The sequence below is a fragment of the Solidesulfovibrio sp. C21 genome (assembly GCF_047785625.1).
In the GTDB taxonomy this organism is placed as follows: Bacteria; Desulfobacterota; Desulfovibrionia; order Desulfovibrionales; family Desulfovibrionaceae; genus Solidesulfovibrio.
In genome coordinates, this window is the sequence record NZ_JBLODY010000007.1 from 36,155 (window position 1) to 54,643 (window position 18,489).

The 18,489-nt window shown below is 57.7% G+C and carries 13 protein-coding genes and 2 pseudogenes; 7 read left to right on the forward strand and 8 right to left on the reverse strand.

Going from position 1 to position 18,489, the window contains the following annotated elements:
* Nucleotides 1-73 precede the first annotated feature (73 nt).
* The 3 genes from ACMZ6R_RS04010 to ureG are packed head-to-tail and all read left to right on the forward strand — an operon-like array spanning nucleotide 74 to nucleotide 1,865.
* Nucleotides 74-553, forward strand: a complete 480-nt coding sequence (locus ACMZ6R_RS04010) for an urease accessory protein UreE (protein ID WP_416109595.1) — start codon at nucleotides 74-76, stop codon at nucleotides 551-553.
* Nucleotides 541-1,227: an urease accessory protein UreF gene (locus ACMZ6R_RS04015; protein WP_416109596.1), complete on the forward strand. Its 687-nt coding sequence runs from the start codon at nucleotides 541-543 to the stop codon at nucleotides 1,225-1,227. The genes ACMZ6R_RS04010 and ACMZ6R_RS04015 overlap by 13 nt, the downstream gene beginning before the upstream one ends.
* A 14-nt stretch (nucleotides 1,228-1,241) precedes the next feature.
* The gene (ureG, locus tag ACMZ6R_RS04020) at nucleotides 1,242-1,865 is read left to right on the forward strand and encodes an urease accessory protein UreG (protein ID WP_416109597.1); all 624 of its coding nucleotides are present in this window, start codon (nucleotides 1,242-1,244) and stop codon (nucleotides 1,863-1,865) included.
* Between the two features lie 33 nt (nucleotides 1,866-1,898).
* On the opposite strand, the gene ACMZ6R_RS04025 is transcribed toward ureG, so the two are convergent.
* The 6 genes and pseudogenes from ACMZ6R_RS04025 to ACMZ6R_RS04050 all read right to left on the reverse strand — a co-directional run bounded on the left by ACMZ6R_RS04025 (nucleotide 1,899) and on the right by ACMZ6R_RS04050 (nucleotide 11,600).
* The gene (locus ACMZ6R_RS04025) at nucleotides 1,899-2,231 is read right to left on the reverse strand and encodes a type II toxin-antitoxin system PemK/MazF family toxin (protein ID WP_416109598.1); all 333 of its coding nucleotides are present in this window, start codon (nucleotides 2,229-2,231) and stop codon (nucleotides 1,899-1,901) included.
* Nucleotides 2,231-2,488 carry an AbrB/MazE/SpoVT family DNA-binding domain-containing protein gene (locus tag ACMZ6R_RS04030; RefSeq protein ID WP_416109599.1) on the reverse strand — a complete coding sequence of 86 codons (258 nt, stop codon included), beginning with the start codon at nucleotides 2,486-2,488 and terminating at the stop codon, nucleotides 2,231-2,233. The genes ACMZ6R_RS04025 and ACMZ6R_RS04030 overlap by 1 nt, the downstream gene beginning before the upstream one ends.
* Before the next feature lie 618 nt (nucleotides 2,489-3,106).
* Nucleotides 3,107-4,411 (reverse strand): annotated as a pseudogene (locus tag ACMZ6R_RS04035) (IS4 family transposase); the annotation flags it as partial.
* Nucleotides 4,412-4,781: 370 nt separating this feature from the next.
* Nucleotides 4,782-6,620, reverse strand: a complete 1,839-nt coding sequence (locus tag ACMZ6R_RS04040; RefSeq protein ID WP_416109601.1) for a hypothetical protein — start codon at nucleotides 6,618-6,620, stop codon at nucleotides 4,782-4,784.
* 112 nt (nucleotides 6,621-6,732) lie between these two features.
* Nucleotides 6,733-6,849, reverse strand: a pseudogene (locus ACMZ6R_RS04045) (Tn3 family transposase); the annotation flags it as partial.
* Nucleotides 6,846-11,600 (reverse strand): TIR domain-containing protein, encoded by a 4,755-nt coding sequence (locus ACMZ6R_RS04050; protein WP_416109602.1) that lies wholly within the window; start codon nucleotides 11,598-11,600, stop codon nucleotides 6,846-6,848. The gene ACMZ6R_RS04050 and the pseudogene ACMZ6R_RS04045, both read right to left, overlap by 4 nt.
* Nucleotides 11,601-11,986: 386 nt before the next feature.
* On the opposite strand from ACMZ6R_RS04050, the gene ACMZ6R_RS04055 reads away from it, so the two are divergent.
* The gene (locus tag ACMZ6R_RS04055; protein WP_416109644.1) at nucleotides 11,987-12,301 is read left to right on the forward strand and encodes a transposase; all 315 of its coding nucleotides are present in this window, start codon (nucleotides 11,987-11,989) and stop codon (nucleotides 12,299-12,301) included.
* 68 nt (nucleotides 12,302-12,369) lie between these two features.
* Complete coding sequence (locus tag ACMZ6R_RS04060) at nucleotides 12,370-12,633, forward strand: IS3 family transposase (protein ID WP_416109603.1); 264 nt, start codon at nucleotides 12,370-12,372, stop codon at nucleotides 12,631-12,633.
* A 57-nt stretch (nucleotides 12,634-12,690) separates the two neighbouring features.
* On the opposite strand, the gene ACMZ6R_RS04065 is transcribed toward ACMZ6R_RS04060, so the two are convergent.
* Complete coding sequence (locus tag ACMZ6R_RS04065) at nucleotides 12,691-15,387, reverse strand: AAA family ATPase (RefSeq protein ID WP_416109604.1); 2,697 nt, start codon at nucleotides 15,385-15,387, stop codon at nucleotides 12,691-12,693.
* Between the two features lie 277 nt (nucleotides 15,388-15,664).
* Here ACMZ6R_RS04065 and ACMZ6R_RS04070 point away from each other — a divergent pair, with 277 nt between their 5' ends.
* Nucleotides 15,665-16,186: a DUF5710 domain-containing protein gene (locus tag ACMZ6R_RS04070; RefSeq protein ID WP_416109605.1), complete on the forward strand. Its 522-nt coding sequence runs from the start codon at nucleotides 15,665-15,667 to the stop codon at nucleotides 16,184-16,186.
* A gap of 2 nt (nucleotides 16,187-16,188) precedes the next feature.
* Nucleotides 16,189-16,704 carry a hypothetical protein gene (locus ACMZ6R_RS04075; protein ID WP_416109606.1) on the forward strand — a complete coding sequence of 172 codons (516 nt, stop codon included), beginning with the start codon at nucleotides 16,189-16,191 and terminating at the stop codon, nucleotides 16,702-16,704.
* A gap of 264 nt (nucleotides 16,705-16,968) precedes the next feature.
* Here ACMZ6R_RS04075 and ACMZ6R_RS04080 read toward each other — a convergent pair whose 3' ends face one another.
* Nucleotides 16,969-17,244: a hypothetical protein gene (locus ACMZ6R_RS04080; RefSeq protein WP_416109607.1), complete on the reverse strand. Its 276-nt coding sequence runs from the start codon at nucleotides 17,242-17,244 to the stop codon at nucleotides 16,969-16,971.
* Nucleotides 17,245-18,489 lie beyond the last annotated feature (1,245 nt).

An 18,489-nucleotide genomic window follows, 5' to 3' on the forward strand; every position in this document is an offset into this window, starting at 1 on the left:
GCGCGCGCGGGAAAGGGCTTGGGCGGCCGGCGGTTTTTGCCCTTCGGGCTTCCGTAAAGGGGAGGCGGGGCGCATGGTGACATATGTGCGCGTGCTGCCGCCTCGGGAGGCCGCGGGAGCGGCTTTGGGCGAGGCCATCCGGCTGGATCACGAGGCTCGCCGCAAGACCCGGCAACGCGTGGCGACCGAATCCGGCCTCGAGGCGGCGCTCTTTTTGCCCCGGGGAACGGTCCTGCGCGCCGGCGACCGCGTGGTCGCCGGGGACGGCCGGTCGGCGGTCATCACGGCCGCGGACGAGGCGTTAAGCGTCGTGCGGAGCGGTGATCCGGTCCTGCTGGCCCAGGCCGCCTTTCACCTGGGCAACCGCCATGCCACCATCATGATCGAACCGGGCTGCATCAGCTATCCGACCGATGCTGTGCTCGACGACATGCTGCGTGGCCTGGGTTTTTTGCCGGAGGCGGTGCGCGGGCCGTTCGAGCCCGAGGACGGGGCCTATGTATTCGTCTTCGACGCCGCCGTGGGCGGCGTAGGGGGAACATGGATTCCCTAGCCCTGCTGCGCCTGTTGCGTCTGGCCAGCCCGGCCTTGCCGATTGGTGGCTTTGCCTATTCCCAGGGGTTGGAGTGGGCCGTGGAGGCCGGCTGGGTACGGGATGCGGCAACGTTTGCCTCCTGGCTCTCCGGTGTGTTCGAGGCGAACATGGCCTCGCTGGATCTGCCGGCGTTAGCCCGGATGCACGCCGCCTGGGCGGCCGGGGACGCTGACGCGGCTCTGGAGACGAGCCGAGAACTCCTCGCCTGGCGGGACAACGCCGAGGCCAGGGCCGAGGATCGACAGCTCGGCGGCAGTCTGGCCAGGATTCTGGCCGCGGAGACCGACACGCCTCTGGCCCGGTCGGCGGCGCGCCTGCTGGCCGAGGGCGGCGACGCCACCTACGCCTGCGCCTTCGCCCTGGCCGGGGCGGGCTGGGGTGCCACGGCGCGCGAAGCGCTGCTCGCTTTTGGCTGGGTGCTCACCGAGGAGCAGACCATGGCCGCGGTCAAGCTCGTGCCCCTTGGGCAGACGGCCGGCCAGCGCATTCTGGCGGCCATGACCGAGCGGGTGGCGGCCGCCGTTCAAGCCGCCCTGGCCGGCGTGGACGCGCCTTTTTTTGCTAACGCACCGGGGCGCGCCCTGGCTCAGTTGCGGCACGCCGGCCAGCGGGTGCGCTTGTTCCGATCGTAATCAGGAGTAAGACCATGTTCGAGAGAGATGCCCTGCGCGTCGGCGTGGGCGGCCCGGTCGGTTCCGGGAAAACCGCGCTGCTCGAGCGGTTGTGCCTGGCCATGCGCGACGACTACGAGCTGGCCGTGGTGACCAACGACATCTACACCCGCGAGGATGCCGAATTCCTCACCCGCTGCGCGGTTCTGCCGTCCGAGCGCATTATGGGTGTGGAAACCGGCGGCTGCCCGCATACGGCCATCCGCGAGGACGCTTCCCTCAATCTGGCCGCCGTGGACACCCTGTGCGCGCGCTTTCCCGACCTGGACATCGTGTTCATTGAAAGCGGCGGCGACAACCTGAGTGCCACCTTCAGCCCGGATCTGGCCGACCTGACCCTCTACGTGATCGACGTCTCGGCCGGGGACAAGATTCCGCGCAAAGGCGGCCCCGGAATCACCAAAAGCAGCTTGCTCGTCATCAACAAGATCGATCTGGCCCCCCACGTCGGCGCATCGCTGGAGATCATGGAGCGCGACGCCAAAAAGATGCGCGGTGATCGTCCCTTCGTGTTCAGCAACCTGAAGGAAGGGGTTGGCCTTGCTGAAATCATAAGCTTTATTCGCCACGAAGGCTTACTGGACGAAAAGACGTCCTGACCATTCCTTCTTTATCCTTGTGGGTAAATCGAATCACTCGAAGAGCGGTGTGAGCTTGGCCAGCACCTCATCCATGATTGCCCGCGGCACGCTTTCCAGCTTGTGGGCGTTGCGTGAGGCGAGGTCAATGGCGCGCGGCTGGTCGCAGCGGACGATACCCGTCGTGTTCGTCCCAGCTCCCATGAGCGACACGGCAAAGCCGGCCGTTCGGGCGAAGTTTCCGCCACTGGTTATTGGCAGCACGACCGGGGTTCTCGTCAGCCGGTTGAAGGCCGATGGAGACACCACAAGAACAGGCCGCGTTCCTTGTTGTTCGTGTCCTGAAGTCGGGTCCAGGGACACGAGGTAGATATCGCCTCGCTCCATCACAACAGCTCGCTGCCGATCGGCCTGTTATCCAGCCAGACATGGTCTTCCTTACTGATTTCGGCCGAAGCGTCGCATTGCTCGAGCAACTCGTCCAGAGTGTAGCGTGGGCGCTGTGTCGGTTTTACCACCAAATGGTTGTTCTCGACGGCCAGACCGACGGATGAGCCCGCCTGCAGGTGCAGCAGGTCGAGAATGGCGGGCGGAACGGCCAGCATGATGGATCCACCCACCTTTCTCAGATTGGTTGTGTGCATGGCGTACCTCCAAAAAAAGGATTATATAAAAATATAATCTTGTCTTGCCTAAATGGCAAGCCTCGATCAGTTGAATCACCCGCGTGACGCCCGAGAGCTTTTTGCGTCTGAAGAGCCAGGTCGCGATCCCTGTCTGATCGTGTTGGTTGAGAACAGAAAACGTGCGCGGGCTACATACGAAAAGGCGTATTCGTATGCGCTGGGCGCACGCGGGAGGCGTCCCGGGCCGCATCGCTGCGGTCTGGTCAGGCTAAGGGCCTGGGATGATTGGGGAGAAGATGACCCGAAACGGGCGTTATGGAAACTTAGCCGGGAGCCGGTAGCACGCGGCCCAGTAGGTCCCCTCAGAATTCGGAAAAAATCGTACGGTAAGCTTGTGCGGAGACTGGCAACACTCGGCAGCAGGCTCGGACATGTCTCCTCAGAAGCTCACAGCGGCCCCAGAATCGACGAAAACGGGCAGGGCCAGGTAGATCTTCGTCGCACCACTTCGGGAACGCCTCAGAAAGGCCCAATAAGAGAGAAGCTACGACGTGGAGCACCGTTCCCATTTGGCAAGGTTTCTTGACTGAGTTTATTTTCAAAAAAAAATAATAATCTCGACTTTCGGAGTTTCTGCTAGGCGGCATTCGCCTGAGATCTTTGACAAATTGAGCCTGTTAGGCCGAAAAATTGGATCGCTTGGCCGATCATAGCTTCAGCCAAGGCGTTGTAAATGTCTGCAGTGGCGGGGTGTTTCGGTAGTATTTCTGCCGCTGCAAGCTCGATAATGCGTTTTAAGGATTCGATATAGGTCACATCACGCATTTCCTCACAGCAGGCGTGAAAGAGGAGACCCAGGGAACGAGGGTCAGCTTCTCGGCGTTGCTCAAGGACAAGGAATATATAGCGGAGGAAAACGATGGTCGAGTGGGCAATAAGAGTGTCAAAGTCTCTAGCCTGGCTCCCGTTTTCCAGTTCTAGAAACTGCTTTATCGTTCTAAAGAAGACTTCAATGTCCCATCGTTTGCCATAGATGCGGACAACATCCTCTTCGGAAAGATTGATATCTGTGCAAAGGATGGCCAGCCAATCTTTCTTCCGACGATCCCGGACGAAAACAATTCGAGCTACCTCGCCGTCGTTCATGGTAACCACGGTACTGGAAAGAATTTTAGCGCGCCCACGGCGTTTTTTGAGTTCCCGATAGATTCCATCAAGCGAGAGACGCTTCCCACTCCATCCGTAGAGGATTTTTGGCGTTCTCTTGACCATGCAGATGACCGGGAGCAGGTGACGCAGGGAGGCAATGACGGCAGGCATGCCAAACCAACTGTCCATAAGCAGGTATCGAGCTTTGATCCCGGTCTCAAGCGCTCGCTGGACCATGGGTGCAAGGAGGCTCGTGGACTTGGTCACAGCCTCCCGACGACGCTTGGCTCCGCAAGTGCGCCTGTCCAGTTGTTTGATGATGCCCTGATAACGGTTGCACGGATTGGCAGAAGAAAGCAGCGCGAAATCAAGGGGAACGAGGCTGGCTCCGTCTGACCAAGCGAGTGTCAGCATTCTAAATCCCTTGAGGAATTTATTTTCAGAGTGGTCATAGAGTCGGGCGAGGAGTTCAACCTTCTTGGCTCGAGGGCGATGCACAGACGTATCATCGAGGATGAGCACGGTTTCACGGTCCTTGGTCGTCAGTGCGCCAAGCATGGATGAGACTTTGAGGGCAACCATGAGGAGTAGCCGCCGCCAACTAAAACGGTGCGACCCGAGGAAGTTATAAACCGCGTCCTTGCCGAACTCACAGTCAGCGTTGCGTACTATGGCTCGGTAAATATTTGTTCCTAAAAATGGCAATGTAAAAAGCATCATGAGCAATTTCTTTGCAGAGACGCCTTTAGTTTTGGAAATGCCACAAGCAGACGCAAGCCTGTTTAGGTTGACTGTGTCAAAAAAAAGTCAATTTTATTGACTAGACTCTCTTTTGTCACTTGAAAGCCAGGCAGGATTTCCGTATTTTCCATTTGGGCACTTCCTCCTCTGCGCTCTGGTGCTTGGTAACAACAGTGTACAGGGGCAGGAAGTGTCCTTCAAGAAAAATTTAAATCAATTTCAGCCGGTTGTATTTTGCCGTTATTTAAAGTCGATGTCCGAAAGTCGAGTAATAATTTCAATTTGTCTGACGTTGGGCAAAAAAACGGTCGTTTTCCAGACGGCCCATGCCAATGTCTTACCGTACGATTTTTTCCGTTTTCTGAGGCGACCCCTATCAGTACCTTAAAACGAACAGCTGCCGAACCGCGACCATGGCGTCTCAGTAGGGGCTAAGCACCTTGCTTTTGACCAGCACGTGCCAGCCTGAAACTTCGCTGGAAAGGAGGCCGGCCAGATCTTCGGCGAAATCACCGAGTTTGGCGCTGGTCAGGGGGGCAAGGCGTTGCAAGGCTTTATGTTTTTGTTCGAGCATTTCCAGCATGCGTTTGTAACGCATGCCCAGCCTTATATATTCCCCTTGGGAGCGGATGGCGAAGGTCATGGATGCGACGGCTGGAATGACCAAGGCGATTTCGCTGAGCGGCCTGCGAAGGGTGCTGCCCATGGCCCCGTCCCACAGCGGCGTTACTTCTTTTATCCATGCAAACACGGCGACGCGCAGGAGGATGAACAAAAGGCCCGCGATATAACAACCTGTCCCGAATTGTTCCAGGCGACGGGAGATCGTGTCGTAGCGTTGCCTTCGTTCGGCGTAAAAGTTTATCTGGTCGGCAATCACGTTGCTGTCGAGCAGCTTGCAATACTGTTGTAGCGAGGATGGTTCCATCCTGGCATGGACCAAGCCGGCCTGGCGGGCCACATTGCGCAGATGCCAAGCCGGCCAGCTCTCCTTGGTGCAAGAGGCGTCCGCGCCCTCGTGGGCAAACGCCGGCACGCGGCCAAGCAGGACGAGATAGGGCATGTGGCGCAGGTGTTCGCCCATGTAGCGGTAGTCCAGGAAGCGCTGGTGCCAATCTCCCCGTCTGTTGATCCGCACCAAAAGCAGGATGGCCGCAAACCCCAGGAACTGGAGGCTAAACCCCAGGACTTCGAGGGGTTCGACGTTAAAGCCGATGAGAAGGCCGATGATGACCATGGCCATGAGCAGGTGGCGCAGGAGCCCCAGGGCGCGGAAGCGCGAACCGTAATGGATGGCCAGATGGTCGGCCCATTTGTAGTGCTCGTCCAAGGTGCGGGTGATCTGTCCGGGCTGGGGCAGATTCTGTCCGAGGCCGTTGCACCAGGGGCATCTGTCCGACGCGGGTGGGGGAGCGCCGGAAGCCCCTGGCCGCTTTTGACGGGCGAGCGTTTTTTCGAACCAAGCGGGGAAGCCACCCAGGAGATTGGGGCGGCTCCAGGTTTCGGCGAAATACTCTTGCGGGCTCGTGCCGGTGGGAGTCCCGCCGATGAGAAAGTCCACGAAGCGTTCACAGTGGGACGCTGCAGGGGGGCGTATTTGGCATGAGGCCGGCAGCAGGATGTGGCCGAGAGCCTCGTCGAGGTCCGTGTGCCACTGGTCCAAGACGTTCGTGGCCAAGAGTTTGACGGTGGCTGGATCGACCGGGTTGACCACGAACATGGGGATGCCCCGGGATTGAGCCTCGGCCGCGATCTGTCCCGTGCCGCCGCGTCCCTTGGCTTCGGCGCCGTTCCAGACGGCAATGATGAGGTCGCTTTGTTCCAGTACGATGCGACCCGCGGCCAAGTAGGCGTCGTCCTCGGCCGCGCGTGTGCCGTCGAGTTCCAAGACGGCCGTGGTTTTTTTCAGCAGTTCGCGAAATTCCTGCTTGGACGCATCCTCCTTGAAGTCTTTTTCGTATTCCTGGCGCGGGAAGGGCAGCGGCGCTTGGAGTTCATACCCCAGTTCCAGGGCCTGACGGGCCATGATCCGGTCCGCGCCCTCGGCCAGCGGGGACAGACAGCGGAGGATGGGGGGGCAGGTGCTAAAAAGGCCCTTTGGCGCATGGGCGTAGTGGGCGGCGACGCTGAGGCGGATGGCGTCCAAGATGTCGGTTGCGGCCCGGGTAATGGCCGGAATGGCCGCAGCGGCGAGTTCGCGGTGTCCGGTTACGCCGACGTGCAAAACGAACGGTGTGGTGGGAGGGGTTTTCTCTTGCATCGCTGGCCTCTTGCGGATGCTGGTTAGCCAGGTTTGGGGTCCACTGCCTTGGCGGGGGCCTTGGAGATGCCATATCCAGGCTGCGGTCGCGGTAGCTGATCCGCTCGTGGCGGCTCAACTGGAGCAAGGTGTTGTGGCGTTTGTCCTCGTCATCAAGGTAGGTCAGCGAATGCAGGGTCTTGTCGATGCGTCCGAATTTCCCCAAGGCTTGGACGAGCGCTCGGCTTATCTCGCCAGCCCGACACCCAACAGGCCTGCATGGACTTGAATTTTTCTCTCCTTGCCATCCTGAACGACAGTTATCGTGCGCGGCGCATCCACGGCCTCAAGTTGCTCAATCCCTCGAGCCCAGGCAAATTCATTGATATCTAGAATTGGTTCATTATCATAGAGGATGATGCGGTCGCCGACTTTGATGCCCAGCCTTGCGGCTTGGCTGTCGTCCTGGACGCTGACAACGGTTACGCCCTTGTTGAGTTTGGCGGCCAGCTTCTTTTCCAATTGCCTGCGGAGGGATTCCGTGCCGGCAACAGGCAATCCTCTTTTCTGCAAGAGGAGGAGGTCCTGATAGAGCGACCAGGATATACTTCCCGCGTACTCGTCATCCAGTTTAAGCATGGCGTTGTATATCTCCATGGCATCGGCCACGTTCCCTGCGGCAAGGAGCGCATGCGCTAGAGCAGCCCGTATTGGAGGCTCACCGCTAGCCAATTGTAATGCTTTTTTTCCCAGTGTTATTGCGGTGTTGATTTCTATAGAAAGCAATGCGCTACAAGCAGCATTGGCAAATATGTATCCTAGGTATAATTGTTGGCGGGAGGTTAGCTTGTCTTTGCTAAGAGAATTTGCCAAATGTAGGTTGACTGCCAAAGCAATAGAGGGGCCATCATAAAAACGACACAAAAGTTGAGTTATTTCTCCTGACACCTGAGAAAGCTGCTTAGCCCCCTCGTCGTCAATGTCTACGTCCGGGTGCAGCCCAATGCGACGATCCAACTCCGAGAGAATCCATTGGATATTTTCTTCCAGCCCATTGAAACCACGATATTTGGCTGCCATCTCCACTCGAAGCATCCCCAGCGAGCAGATTGATTCCAGCGAACTTGCCTTGGTATTGTGTACGGAATCGCAGGCACGATGCATCAAAGCGAGCGCTTCAACGAATTCTTTGCGATCAAAATGCCAAAAGGCTGCTTGCTTGAGTATCTCAATATCATCCGGGGCAAGCGTTAGAGCGCGGTCGAGGGTTGTCCCCGCCTCCTCCATGCGGTCGGCCAAGCGCAGAAATGTGGCCCGGGATCGCCAGACCGCAGCCGAGTTGGGCTGCTTCTCACAGGCGTCCTGCGTCAGGAAGTCGGCAAGTCTCAGGGCTCTTGGATTTGTACCCAAAATACTGCCTCGCGCCTCAGCCATGAAGATCTTCCACTCCATTCCTCGTTGGTATTGTTCCTCCTCCGATCTATTGTTTACAGGCCGCATGAAATCTTGTTGTGCGGCCTCCAGGGCGGCTTGCAACCAGTACTCGGCCAAAGCAGGCGCAAAATCGGGTTTGATGTCGAGGGCGCTCCTGACATCATTCCGCGAGCCCTTGGAGAGCGCGTCGAGTCGGTCCAGGAGCTTCACCGTGGACTCGGGCTCGATGGTCCGCTCCTGGGCAGGCGTATTCAGCCAGACCCAGACTCGTCCCCAGGACGTGCCCCTGTCCGGCCTCGGCGACGCAGTAGCTCGGTACGGTTCCGGCGCTCGCCATTCGTTGAGCTTCCATCCCCCCAATTGCGCTGTCAGGCCGAGGAAGTCCACGTTTTCGCCCGCGACGGCTGCTGGCGGAGGCGGCGAGAGCACCGCCGCGTGTGTCGTCAAGGAGAGGGCGTAGCCATGGGGGAGGAATTTCATTGCACGAAAGGCGCCGCCATTTTCCAAGGACTCTCCCATCTTGCGTCCAGTGCGCGGATCCAGAAAGTCGATGGACGTCACGTTGTTAGGCCCCTGGTTGGTATAGGCGACGCACAGGGCCGATCTGGATGCGGAAGGAGCAAAGCCGATAGCGACGACCGGATGCGGGTATGTCATGGTGTTCGCATGCGGTCGCCCCGTTTTAGCATCCAGGATCTCGATGTCCCTGTCCATGGACACGGCGATAAGTTCGCCCGTCGGATCGAAGGCCACATGCGTAATGCCGGCGTTGAATCGCCGGGGCTGGTCCCAGGCCTCGGAGCCGTCGGCCTTGAGCACGACGAGTTCGCCTTGCGCGCCAGGCCATCGGGCGCCGGCCGCGACCCAACCATTACCCGCCATATCGACAACCCGGGGCGGAGAGTTGCATTTCGCGCTGCCGATCAGGGAACGTCGCTTCACATTCCACAGATGCATGCGATAGTCGGATCCGCCCGTGACGATGCGCGTTCCATCCCGGCTCATCCGCATGGCATTGATGGGGCCGTCGTGCCGGATGAACTCGGGAAGAAACGTCTGATTTGCCGTATCATACAACCACAGCGTTGAGGCCTTTTTCGACAACGACGAGCCCATAAGCGCCAACAGCGAGCCGTCCTCGCTGAACTGGGCCTCCATGACCGCCGTTGCGGTGTCGATGGCCTGTAACAGCTTCCACTTGCCCGGTGTTGCAGCCGAGGCGGCATCGAGTTGATACAGATAAGCCCGTCCCGATTCCTCGGGAGCTAACGGGTTTCCGGTCCCAACCACGGCCAGGCGGCCATCGGGCGAGATGGACAGACAATTGGCGACACCATCCAGGCGCAACGGCTTGGCTGGATCTTCTGACTCAATCGAAGCCTGCGAGTCGACAGCCGCAGGCCGGGCGGCTTGGCCGGAGGAGAAATAGAATGGAATTGTATATATGACGCTTTCGGCTTTGGCGTCCGACTCCAGCAGGGCGAGATGCGTATCATTGATGGCCGCCGCGTCTACAAAGGCCAGCCAATCGTTCGTCTCAATCCTGCGGGGTGCGACGGGGCTTATTTGCAGCAAGTAGGTGTTGACTTCATCCGCGGACGAAACCAGCAAAGAGCCGTCGTCCCGTGTGAACGCAAGTCTCTTGGCGGATCGCTGCGGGCGAAGCCGCTCGACAACCTCACGGCCGTCTTCAATATTCAGGATGCGCAGTTCTGGCTCCATGGTGAGGATGGCCAAGCGACGCGCATCATGGCTGAAAGCCCAGCCCATCAATCGGCTTTGCAAGGGCATGGTCGTCTGCGCCGGGCCGCCGAAGAATGCGTCATGGACCTGCAGCGTGTGACCAGCGCCGATGTCTTGGCCATGTACTTCCGCGACCACTCGCATCCCGTCGGGGCTGAACTCCAGGCGAGACAGACCGTGATCGAGATGTTGGCGCCATCCCGTGAGCCCATCCTGCAGCGGCTCGACGGTCAACTCCCACCCGTTGGCCGTATTCGTCGAGGCTGCATACGCCACATGTCCGCCGGCCGGGGAGCAGGTGATTTCGTCCAGCTTCCCGGCCGCTTCCGTAGCGAACAGTTCCTTGCCGTCGTGCAATCTGAAGGCGCGAATGCGGTACGTTGACTTCCTGGCGGAGCTGCGCGAATGCAAATCCTCGTCGGGTTGGCTTTCATCCTCATGCTCTTGGGAGAACTCCGCCACCACGAACAGCGTCCCGAGTGCGTCAAAGTCGAGCTGCGGCTCTTTTAATATATCCAACGATTGGAGCCACGTGTTGCCGGCGCCTGGCCGAAGCTCCAGCAGGGTCCGCCCATCCGACACGGCGACGATCCTGAGCAACGCATCCGGCAGCATGACGGCAGCCGTTGTTCCCATTTTGGAGAGCTTCAGGAGTCTTGAGCCCTCGGGCAGATCGAATCCGCCAATGCGCCGGCCGTCCGATGCGGACCAGACCGTGCACCGTTGAGGGGGTGTGTCGCTGATCACCGCGTAGGCGTCCCCGCTAGCGGTGAACATGCGGCTCTTGATCTTTGGTGTTTCACTCTGTTGCAATACGGTGCAGTTGTTGGACGATATGGTGCAAAGTTGTAATGCTGATTCATTCGCCTTCGCATTGCCCAATTCTGATGCGACGAGATCGAGCCGCGGCGAAACCTGCCCTATGGATTTGCCGTCAGCAGCGCGCAGGGAACTGGTTTCACGATGCAGAAGCCAGGACCGGTTCAAGAGCAGCCCGTACAGTCGTTCCCGGGCCGGCGCGTTGGAAAAAACGCTGAGGCTGCTGCCCAGATAGGCCAAGGCCATGCTGGCTTCGCGTTGGTCGTCGTCGAGCAGTCGGCTCGCCTCCTGGAAATCCGCCTGGGCCAGGGTCTGCGTAGCCTTATGTTCGGCCGAGACGGCCAATATCGCGATGCCTGCGAACACAAGCAGCAAGACGGCCGCCGCACCGATGATTCGCTGAAATTGCTGGCGTTTTTGCTGCTGGTAGCGGTTGGTCAGTTTGGGCAGGTCCATATGGAGCAAAAAAGCGATGGTCTGGATCAGACCTCGTTCCCAGGCCTGGGACTCTTTTTCATCGCCATCCCGGAGCATGCTCGGCAGATTTCGGCTGAGAATCTGCTCCTTGCATTCAAACAGGGGAGGAGGCAGGCACTCGGTCTCATCGCCGGCCCCGGGATTCCCCGCGATGATCACGGGAACGACTTGCAGGATGGGCTCGCGCCTCTCCGGATTATCCAGGAAGTGGCATATCTCCTTGGCCACGAATTCGCTTAGTGCGGCGCTCGGAGAGCATAACACGACAAGATAGCGCGACCGGTCCAGCTTGCTCTTGATATCTTCCCAAAATGACTCGCTATTAACCTCAAGATCGCTTTTATCGCGAATGACCGGGCGCAGGTATTTTTTGTCCGGAGGGCGGTGGTCGGGTGCGACAAGATCGGCGGGAAAACGATACCCCTCCAGTTTTTGTTGCAAGAACCGGGCGTTGCGAGTGTCTTCTCTGGAGTAGCTGATAAATGCAAAATTTGCGTATGGGGAGGTTTTTAAAATTTCTTCGGCCATGTTATGTTCCTTACTGGGGCGTGCTTCGTTCCTGAAAAACTCGTAGGCCCTGAAGTTTGTCCATAACGTCGAGAATGCTTAACAAAACTATGCCGTTAATGCATAGTTATTGACCAATAAATACAGTAACTCCGCAAAAAAAGGTTACTTCTGAGGACATCTAGGGCAATCATAAAGGCAAAATTATGAGAAAATCGTCAGGACTTCTTTTTTAAGACTCCAGGACTATTACGGAATTTCGAGGGCGAAAGTTTTTGGCCTCTGGCATCCAGAACGGATTGTTTTTGTAAAAGCCTCCCGGCAACAATTAACAGATCAAGACATAAAGGCAACAGAATATAAAAAACTTTGAGGTGGTCGCGGAAAACTGGACAGTCGGTTAAGCTATAGTCCTCAAGCGAGGAGGACGGTTTTCGAAGTCCAAGCGACGGAAGTTTTCAGCGGAGTTCAAGGCGAAGGTGGCTCTGGAGGCCCTGACCGGCGAGTTGACCTTGGCCGAGCTGGCCAGCAAGTACGATGTGCATCCGACGATGATTGCCGGTTGGAAGCGTCAGGCCAAGGAAGGCATGGTGGCGTCCTTTTCCGGGAAGGCCGTTAACGTACAGAAGGATGCCGCGGCCGAAATCCGTGAACTCCACGCCAAGATCAGTCAATTGACCGTGGAAAAGGATTTTTTAGAGCGAGCCCTCGCCAAACGGTGAGTCGCGGGCGAAGGCGTGGGATGGTCGAATGCGAGCATCCCCGACTCAGTATTTGTCGACAGTGCCATATGCTCGCACTGGCCAGATCGACTTGGTACCGACAGCGCAAAGGCGAGAAGTCCACGAACCTTGAGCTGATGCGGCTCATTGACACGCAGTTTCTGGAGACACCTTTTTATGGATCACGTCAGATGCGCCTGCATTTGCAGTACCAGGGCATTTTGGTCGGACGTGGTCGTGTGCGGCGGCTGATGCGCAAAATGGGGCTGATGGCTATCTATCAGAAGCCCAAGACCAGCGGCCCGCATCCCGAGCACAAGATCTACCCGTAGGCTGCAAGGAACTCGGCCAGGTCCGCAAAACGCTTCGAGCGTGATGCCACATGAAGCTTAGCGGCTGTAGTCCATGCCTTTGATATGGTGCTTGACCGCCTTTTCCAGACCGCACCGCTGCATGACGTTCCCAGCCTTTTCAAAACCGAAAACCTTGGCGACTTCAGCCTTAACGACCTGCTTTCCAAGCGTCGCCACAAGCTCCTTGCAAGACTTCCTCAAGGCCATGTCCGCTTCCTGCTCCTTTCCTTCCAGCCTACCCAGCTTCTTCACGGCCGCCCGATGATCCAGGCTTCCTGGCTGCATCCTATCCATGGAGGCCTTGTGCTTGTCTCTGGCCGTGATCTTTTCCCGCAACTCCCTGGCCTCGGCCTGGATGTGCTCCCGGGCCTTCTCCGGATTGCTAAGACGTTCCTGCCGTTCCCTGACCTCGCGGGCCGCACTGAGGCGCTCCGGATCAACCTCCGGCTTGAGGGCGTCCAGGGAAGGTTCCTCTGCCCGTGACCGTCCCGACGACATCAAGGCCGGACCATCCCTGTCCATCCTCCGTTCTTTGACCTGGTCGGCCTGGCGCTCGTCCAGATAGCCAAGCGTCGAGGCGCGTTCCTGGCTCCGACTCATGCTCCGGGTCAACTGCTCGAAGCTCTTGACCTTCTCGAAGTCCACATAGAGCGTGAAATCGCCCTTGTGCCGGGTTGCGCCGACATAGGTCGTCCGGCTGTTCCAGGTCACTCCATGTAAAGCATAGACGTCCGTCTGCGTTTTGCCCTGCCCCTTATAGACCGTCCCGGCATACCCAAGAGCAAACCCTTTGTACTCCTGCGGATTGAAAGAAACCGTCGCGCCACTATCAAGCCTCACCTCGATCTGCTCCTGGCTCTGTTCCTGCACAGTGCCAAAATTTCCATTGATCAAATTCTTATCTATACTCTTCGCCGTGGCGTTAAATTGAAACCTGTCACCAATTCCTATGGTCTGCTGAAACTTCTTTTCCCCCTTCTCACAATCATATGTTATCCCGCCACGCACCTTCCCCATATCCCGCATGATCTTGCTGCATGCGTCGTTTATTCTGTTTACTTCTGTATTTATCCCAGCATAAATGAATCGGTTCACGTCTGGATTTCGCCCGACGTCCCGTTTCCAATCCTGTAACAATGCCTCAATCGGCTCCTTCGATGCCTTAATGCAATCGTGCTCCCGATACGCCGCCATGGCCTCCTTGATCTTACCGTCAGCAAGATCCATGCTGGCTTGCCGCATCCAATCTTGCTTCTGCCGCCTGACCAGTGAAATCAAGGCATGGTCCGTCTTTTGCCGAATCTCGGTGTACATACCTCCGCGCTGGATGCTGGCCAGCTGCGCGTCGTCGCCAATCATGACAACCTTCGCGCCGGACATGTTCGCCTGCTCCAGCAGGCGATGCATGGTCCTATTATCCAGCATGGCCGCCTCATCGACGAAAACAACCGTCTTACGGTCCCAGGCCTTGACTCGGCTGCGCGGGTTGGTACGCGCCTTTTCCTGGCGCAAAAGCTCCGCATGAACCGTGGCCGCCTCCTGGAAACCGTCCGTGTGCATGTCCCGGCTGACCGTGTTGGTCGGGGCCAAGCCCACCACCCGCCAGCCGTCGACCTCAAAAGCGTCCCGGGCCGCACCCATGGTGTAGCTCTTGCCAGCCCCAGCCCGCCCCTGGATGACGCAAAGGCGGTTTGCGGCCGTCATCACGTCAAAGGCTTCCCGCTGCTCCGGGTCCAGAGTCTTGCGGGAAAGTGCCTGCCTCCTGGCATGTTCTGAAGCTTGCCCACCGGCCTCCCGCATCTTTCGGTCCGTCAGTTCCAGGATCGCCTGTTCCTCGGCCCGGACGAGCCTGGACGTGTACAGGCCCGTTTCCTGGCCCTGCCCGTCATAGAGCTTCACGCACTCCGGGCAGGATAAAACACGCTGCTTCGCGGCCTCGCGCTCAGCCATGTCCTCCAGGCCGGCCTTTTTGAGCACCGCGTTGAGCTCCCGCTCTGTGAACAGGCATTGCCGGGCGGTCAGCTTTTCAAGGACCGTTTCAGGCTCTACGAGCGCGGTCTGTCGAGCGTCTTCGAGTCGGGCTTCGTTCTCGGCCGTCTTCCACGACGCCTCGATGTGCCGGGCCTTGCCCTCGTGAAGCTGAAACACGACGCCGCGAGGATCAACGCGAAGGTCCAGCTCCCGTTCCTCGAAATAACGATTTTGGAACGCCTCCCATTTTTCGCTGATCCGGTCCTGGGCCGAGACGAACCTTTTGCCGTTTTTTCGGGCAAAGTCCGGATTCAAATCCGTGGCCTTGTGCTTGTCGAACCCTTCGCGCCCAAGGCGGCGGGTTGTCACCAGGACATGAAGGTGCGGGTTGCCCGCTTGCATGTGGATCGCCCACTGGCAGGCCAAGCCGTTATCCGTGAATTGTTCTTGGATGTGCTGCCGTGCCATCTCAATACGTTGAGCGTCGGTGATCTGCTCGTCTTTTGGCAGGGCGAAGACGTAGTGCTTGGCCAGCTGGGCACCCGAGCGAAGGCGAACTTCGCCGGTTCTGGCCAAGTGCTTTGTGGCTATTTCCGCCTTGTCCACTGCATCCCAAAGACGCTGCCTGTCCCATGATGGTGAACCAGGGGGAAGCTCGAAACCACGGGCAAGCACAGGCTCGTCCGTTTTGTAATCTCGGAAGTCAAAGGTTTCACCAGTCAGGTCGCGCGTGTACCTATCGCGATCGATATAGGCGGCCACGGCGACGCCGGATGTCCCTGTGGACTTCCCGACGATCGAGCAGCCAGCGAAGCAGCAAGCCATTTTCCGCTATAACGCCTTTTTGTTTTTGGCTTTATCCCCACAGAAGTGGGGCGCAATGTTTTGGCTCTGCCAAAACATATATTGCGTGTAGCCTCATTCTTCGGCTCCAGCTTTAAGGCATACGTTTGCCGTTTGGAAGTTTTTTTCATCTCTGCCTTGACATTATCTTTAAGGTCTAGGATTCATTTCCAATATTTTTGAGGAGGCTCTCGACATGGCTGAAAAAGCGAAGCTGACGGCCGAGGAACGGCTTAAAAAAATCGAGCAGAAGCGCGCCAAGCTGGCGGAGGAAGCCGCTAAGATCAGAAAAGAAGCCAGGAAAAAAGAGGCCAGCGCCAAGATGAAACTTGGCGGACTCGTCTGGAAAGCCGGCTTGCAGGATCAGCCTGATAACGTGATTCTCGGCATCCTGGTTGCCGGGTTTGAAAAGCTCGGAACCGAGAGTGGAGCATTTGAAGCCATTGGCCGGAAAAAATTCGAGAATGACGCCAAGGCCAAGGCGGAAAGCAAGATGAAGTCCCAGGAAACAAAACCAAGAAATCCTGGTCATGGGGCTGGCGGTGCCACACCCCATTCGGCCGCATCTGCGGCTGAGAGGTTTTATCTCAACGTACCGATTGAGGAAAAAGACGCTGCCAAGGCTCTTGGCGCGAGATGGGACGCCGAGCACAAAAAATGGTGGTGCCATCCGGCCGACAAGGAAAAATTCACCAAGTGGTGGCCGGCAGGGGTGTAGCCGTGAACAAAGACGTCGAGGAAATCTTCGAAAATATCCGCGACGTGGTGGCCGTCCACCAGGATGACGTGGCCGCCATGGGCAAGCACGTCGCGCAAATGAAATCCGAGCTTCAGACCGTGGGCCTGTCCATCAGGGCCTTGGAAGAAGCGTCGAGAAAAGCCGAGGCCGCCGGCCAACGGATCACCCAGCAGTTGACCGAGGAACCCAGGGTAACCCGGGACCGGGCGAAAATGTGGGTCGGCCTGTCCCTGGTCGCCGCCCTCCTCTTCTTCGCCGCCGGCGGGTATGCCGGCTGGCGCTACGCCCAGGATGGCGTCACGGCCGAAATCGCGCAGTTGCCGGAACTGGCCAAATGGGCCGCAAGCAAAGAGGGCAAGGCAGTCTATCAGTTCGCCACCCAAGGCGATTTGCAACGGCTCATGCGCTGCCAGGGCGACGGCTGGAAGGTCAAAAATGGCGTTTGTTTTCCCTTCTCCAATGCCAAAAACGAAATCCAGGGCTGGAGAATGCCCTAGAACGGGAGCGAGGGAAGAAAAGGTAATTTTCGCTCCCCTGACCGGGGGTGCCCACCAGAACGCCCGAGGAGGCCGTTTCCGGGGCCGTAGCGCACTCGGCTACATCAGGCCAGGAAAAGCCAAAAAAATGCAACAGAGGCCCCCTAGGCGGCTTTCTGGTGCAGATTGGAGATGTCCCAGGACTTCTCGGAGAGGGGATGACCGGAGGAAGACGACGAAGGCGCAATGACCAGGGCGGAGATTTCGGGAGAAGATAAGCCGAAATTAATTCCGGAGATCACGCCAAATTTTCTTCAGCCACGCATCCTTCGGGCCGCCTGGGTGACCACGCAGGGCATCGGCAAGCTCGTCGGGCGAGAGCCCATCTCTCCAGGCTTCGAATTGGGCTTGCTCGGCGGCCTGCCGGGCGGCGATCACCGCCTTGGCTTCGGCCTCGGCATCCTTGGCGGCCTGCTCCTCGGGGCTGACGTAGCCTTTCGGCCGGCGGTAATAGCCGGTTCGAGCCAGCGCAGTGAACACCCATGAGCATGGATCGGACACGGGCTGGCCAGCCTTATCACAAAGTTGGTCATTGGCGAGCTCGTACTCGAGGTGGTCGAGTCCCTGAACAATGCGATCGGTCGCGGTAAGCAGGGTCCCACAGGGCTGGACGGAAGGTACTTGTACCTTACCTGTCCTGCCTTCGCGCACGCTGTCGTTGTTTCGACCTTTTTTGTCAGCGACACTATCGGCTAGTATAGGCTTGAATGAAAGCGGTTACGCTCACTTCTAATCGGATAAACTGCTATCAGTTGACATTGACTACTAACAGATCGTAAAATATGATAAAAAACAACAAGGAGAGAACCATGACTAAATCAGATCGCATTGCCCGATGCATGGGCCGTGTAGAATTTATATCTTGCCAGATAGAGATTCTCGATATGCACAAAAAAAGGGTACGCCAATAAGCACATCTACGATAAATTGGCAGCACAGGGGAAGTTGACATTGGCATACTCAACGTTTAATGCCCATCTTCGCAAGCTGTTGCAGACAAAAGATTCAAAATCAATAGAAATACAATCAATTGATCGGAAGAAAATATTTGAAGTGCCCCACAACACTGAATTGATCTAGTCATTATGAGTGTACGTCGGCTAGACCAAGCCCCCCAAAGGAGGCGTATAGGTTTGGATTCGTAGGATACATTCCCGGGCGGACAAGTTCAGGCCGCTGCAACAGGCTTAGCGTACAATTTTTTCCGTTTCGTGAGCAGACCCCTTTCAGCACAGAAACGAAGCGATTCGGTTCCTCGCCGAACTCAAGGCCCGGCTGAACCAGTTCGGACTGACCCTGCACCCTGAAAAGACCGGCTCCAAGCCCCCTCCCTGATCGGCGACAATTACTCCTGAGCATCAGCGACAATTAGAATTGTGCATCCACCTCCCCTTGGAGGCCGGCGGCTGTCTCCCTCAGGGAAAGATGGTAGCCAGCTGAAATGATAAAGGATGCGCAGGTGAGAAAGCTGATGCGAGAGAAGACCAAAACAGGGCTGACCGGAATAGCCGGCCTCAAGGCCGGCATGAGCCGCAAACCCAGGAGCCACCCTCAAAAATTAACTGGTCCGAAGAAGACCGGCAGGTCAGGGGGCGCTGCCAGGAGAATCTCCCTCAAATTCGCGTCAGGAGGTCCAGGAAGAGTCGAAAGAGGGAACATGGCGGACCAGGAACACGCCGAAAACAGGCTTTCTCGGCCTTCTTGGTGGAAGAAACTATTCGGCCTCAAGGGTTAGTGGATTCTTTT

What these genes read in the sequence shown, in the direction of transcription:
- ACMZ6R_RS04025 (WP_416109598.1), bottom strand. Translation starts at nt 2,231, where the DNA reads ATGGAGCGAGGCGATATCTACCTCGTGTCCCTGGACCCGACTTCAGGA.
- ACMZ6R_RS04015 (WP_416109596.1), top strand. Translation starts at nt 541, where the DNA reads ATGGATTCCCTAGCCCTGCTGCGCCTGTTGCGTCTGGCCAGCCCGGCC.
- ACMZ6R_RS04060 (WP_416109603.1), top strand. Translation starts at nt 12,370, where the DNA reads ATGCTCGCACTGGCCAGATCGACTTGGTACCGACAGCGCAAAGGCGAG.
- ACMZ6R_RS04050 (WP_416109602.1), bottom strand. Translation starts at nt 11,600, where the DNA reads ATGGCCGAAGAAATTTTAAAAACCTCCCCATACGCAAATTTTGCATTT.
- ACMZ6R_RS04040 (WP_416109601.1), bottom strand. Translation starts at nt 6,620, where the DNA reads ATGCAAGAGAAAACCCCTCCCACCACACCGTTCGTTTTGCACGTCGGC.
- ACMZ6R_RS04070 (WP_416109605.1), top strand. Translation starts at nt 15,665, where the DNA reads ATGGCTGAAAAAGCGAAGCTGACGGCCGAGGAACGGCTTAAAAAAATC.
- ACMZ6R_RS04030 (WP_416109599.1), bottom strand. Translation starts at nt 2,488, where the DNA reads ATGCACACAACCAATCTGAGAAAGGTGGGTGGATCCATCATGCTGGCC.
- ACMZ6R_RS04010 (WP_416109595.1), top strand. Translation starts at nt 74, where the DNA reads ATGGTGACATATGTGCGCGTGCTGCCGCCTCGGGAGGCCGCGGGAGCG.
- ureG (WP_416109597.1), top strand. Translation starts at nt 1,242, where the DNA reads ATGTTCGAGAGAGATGCCCTGCGCGTCGGCGTGGGCGGCCCGGTCGGT.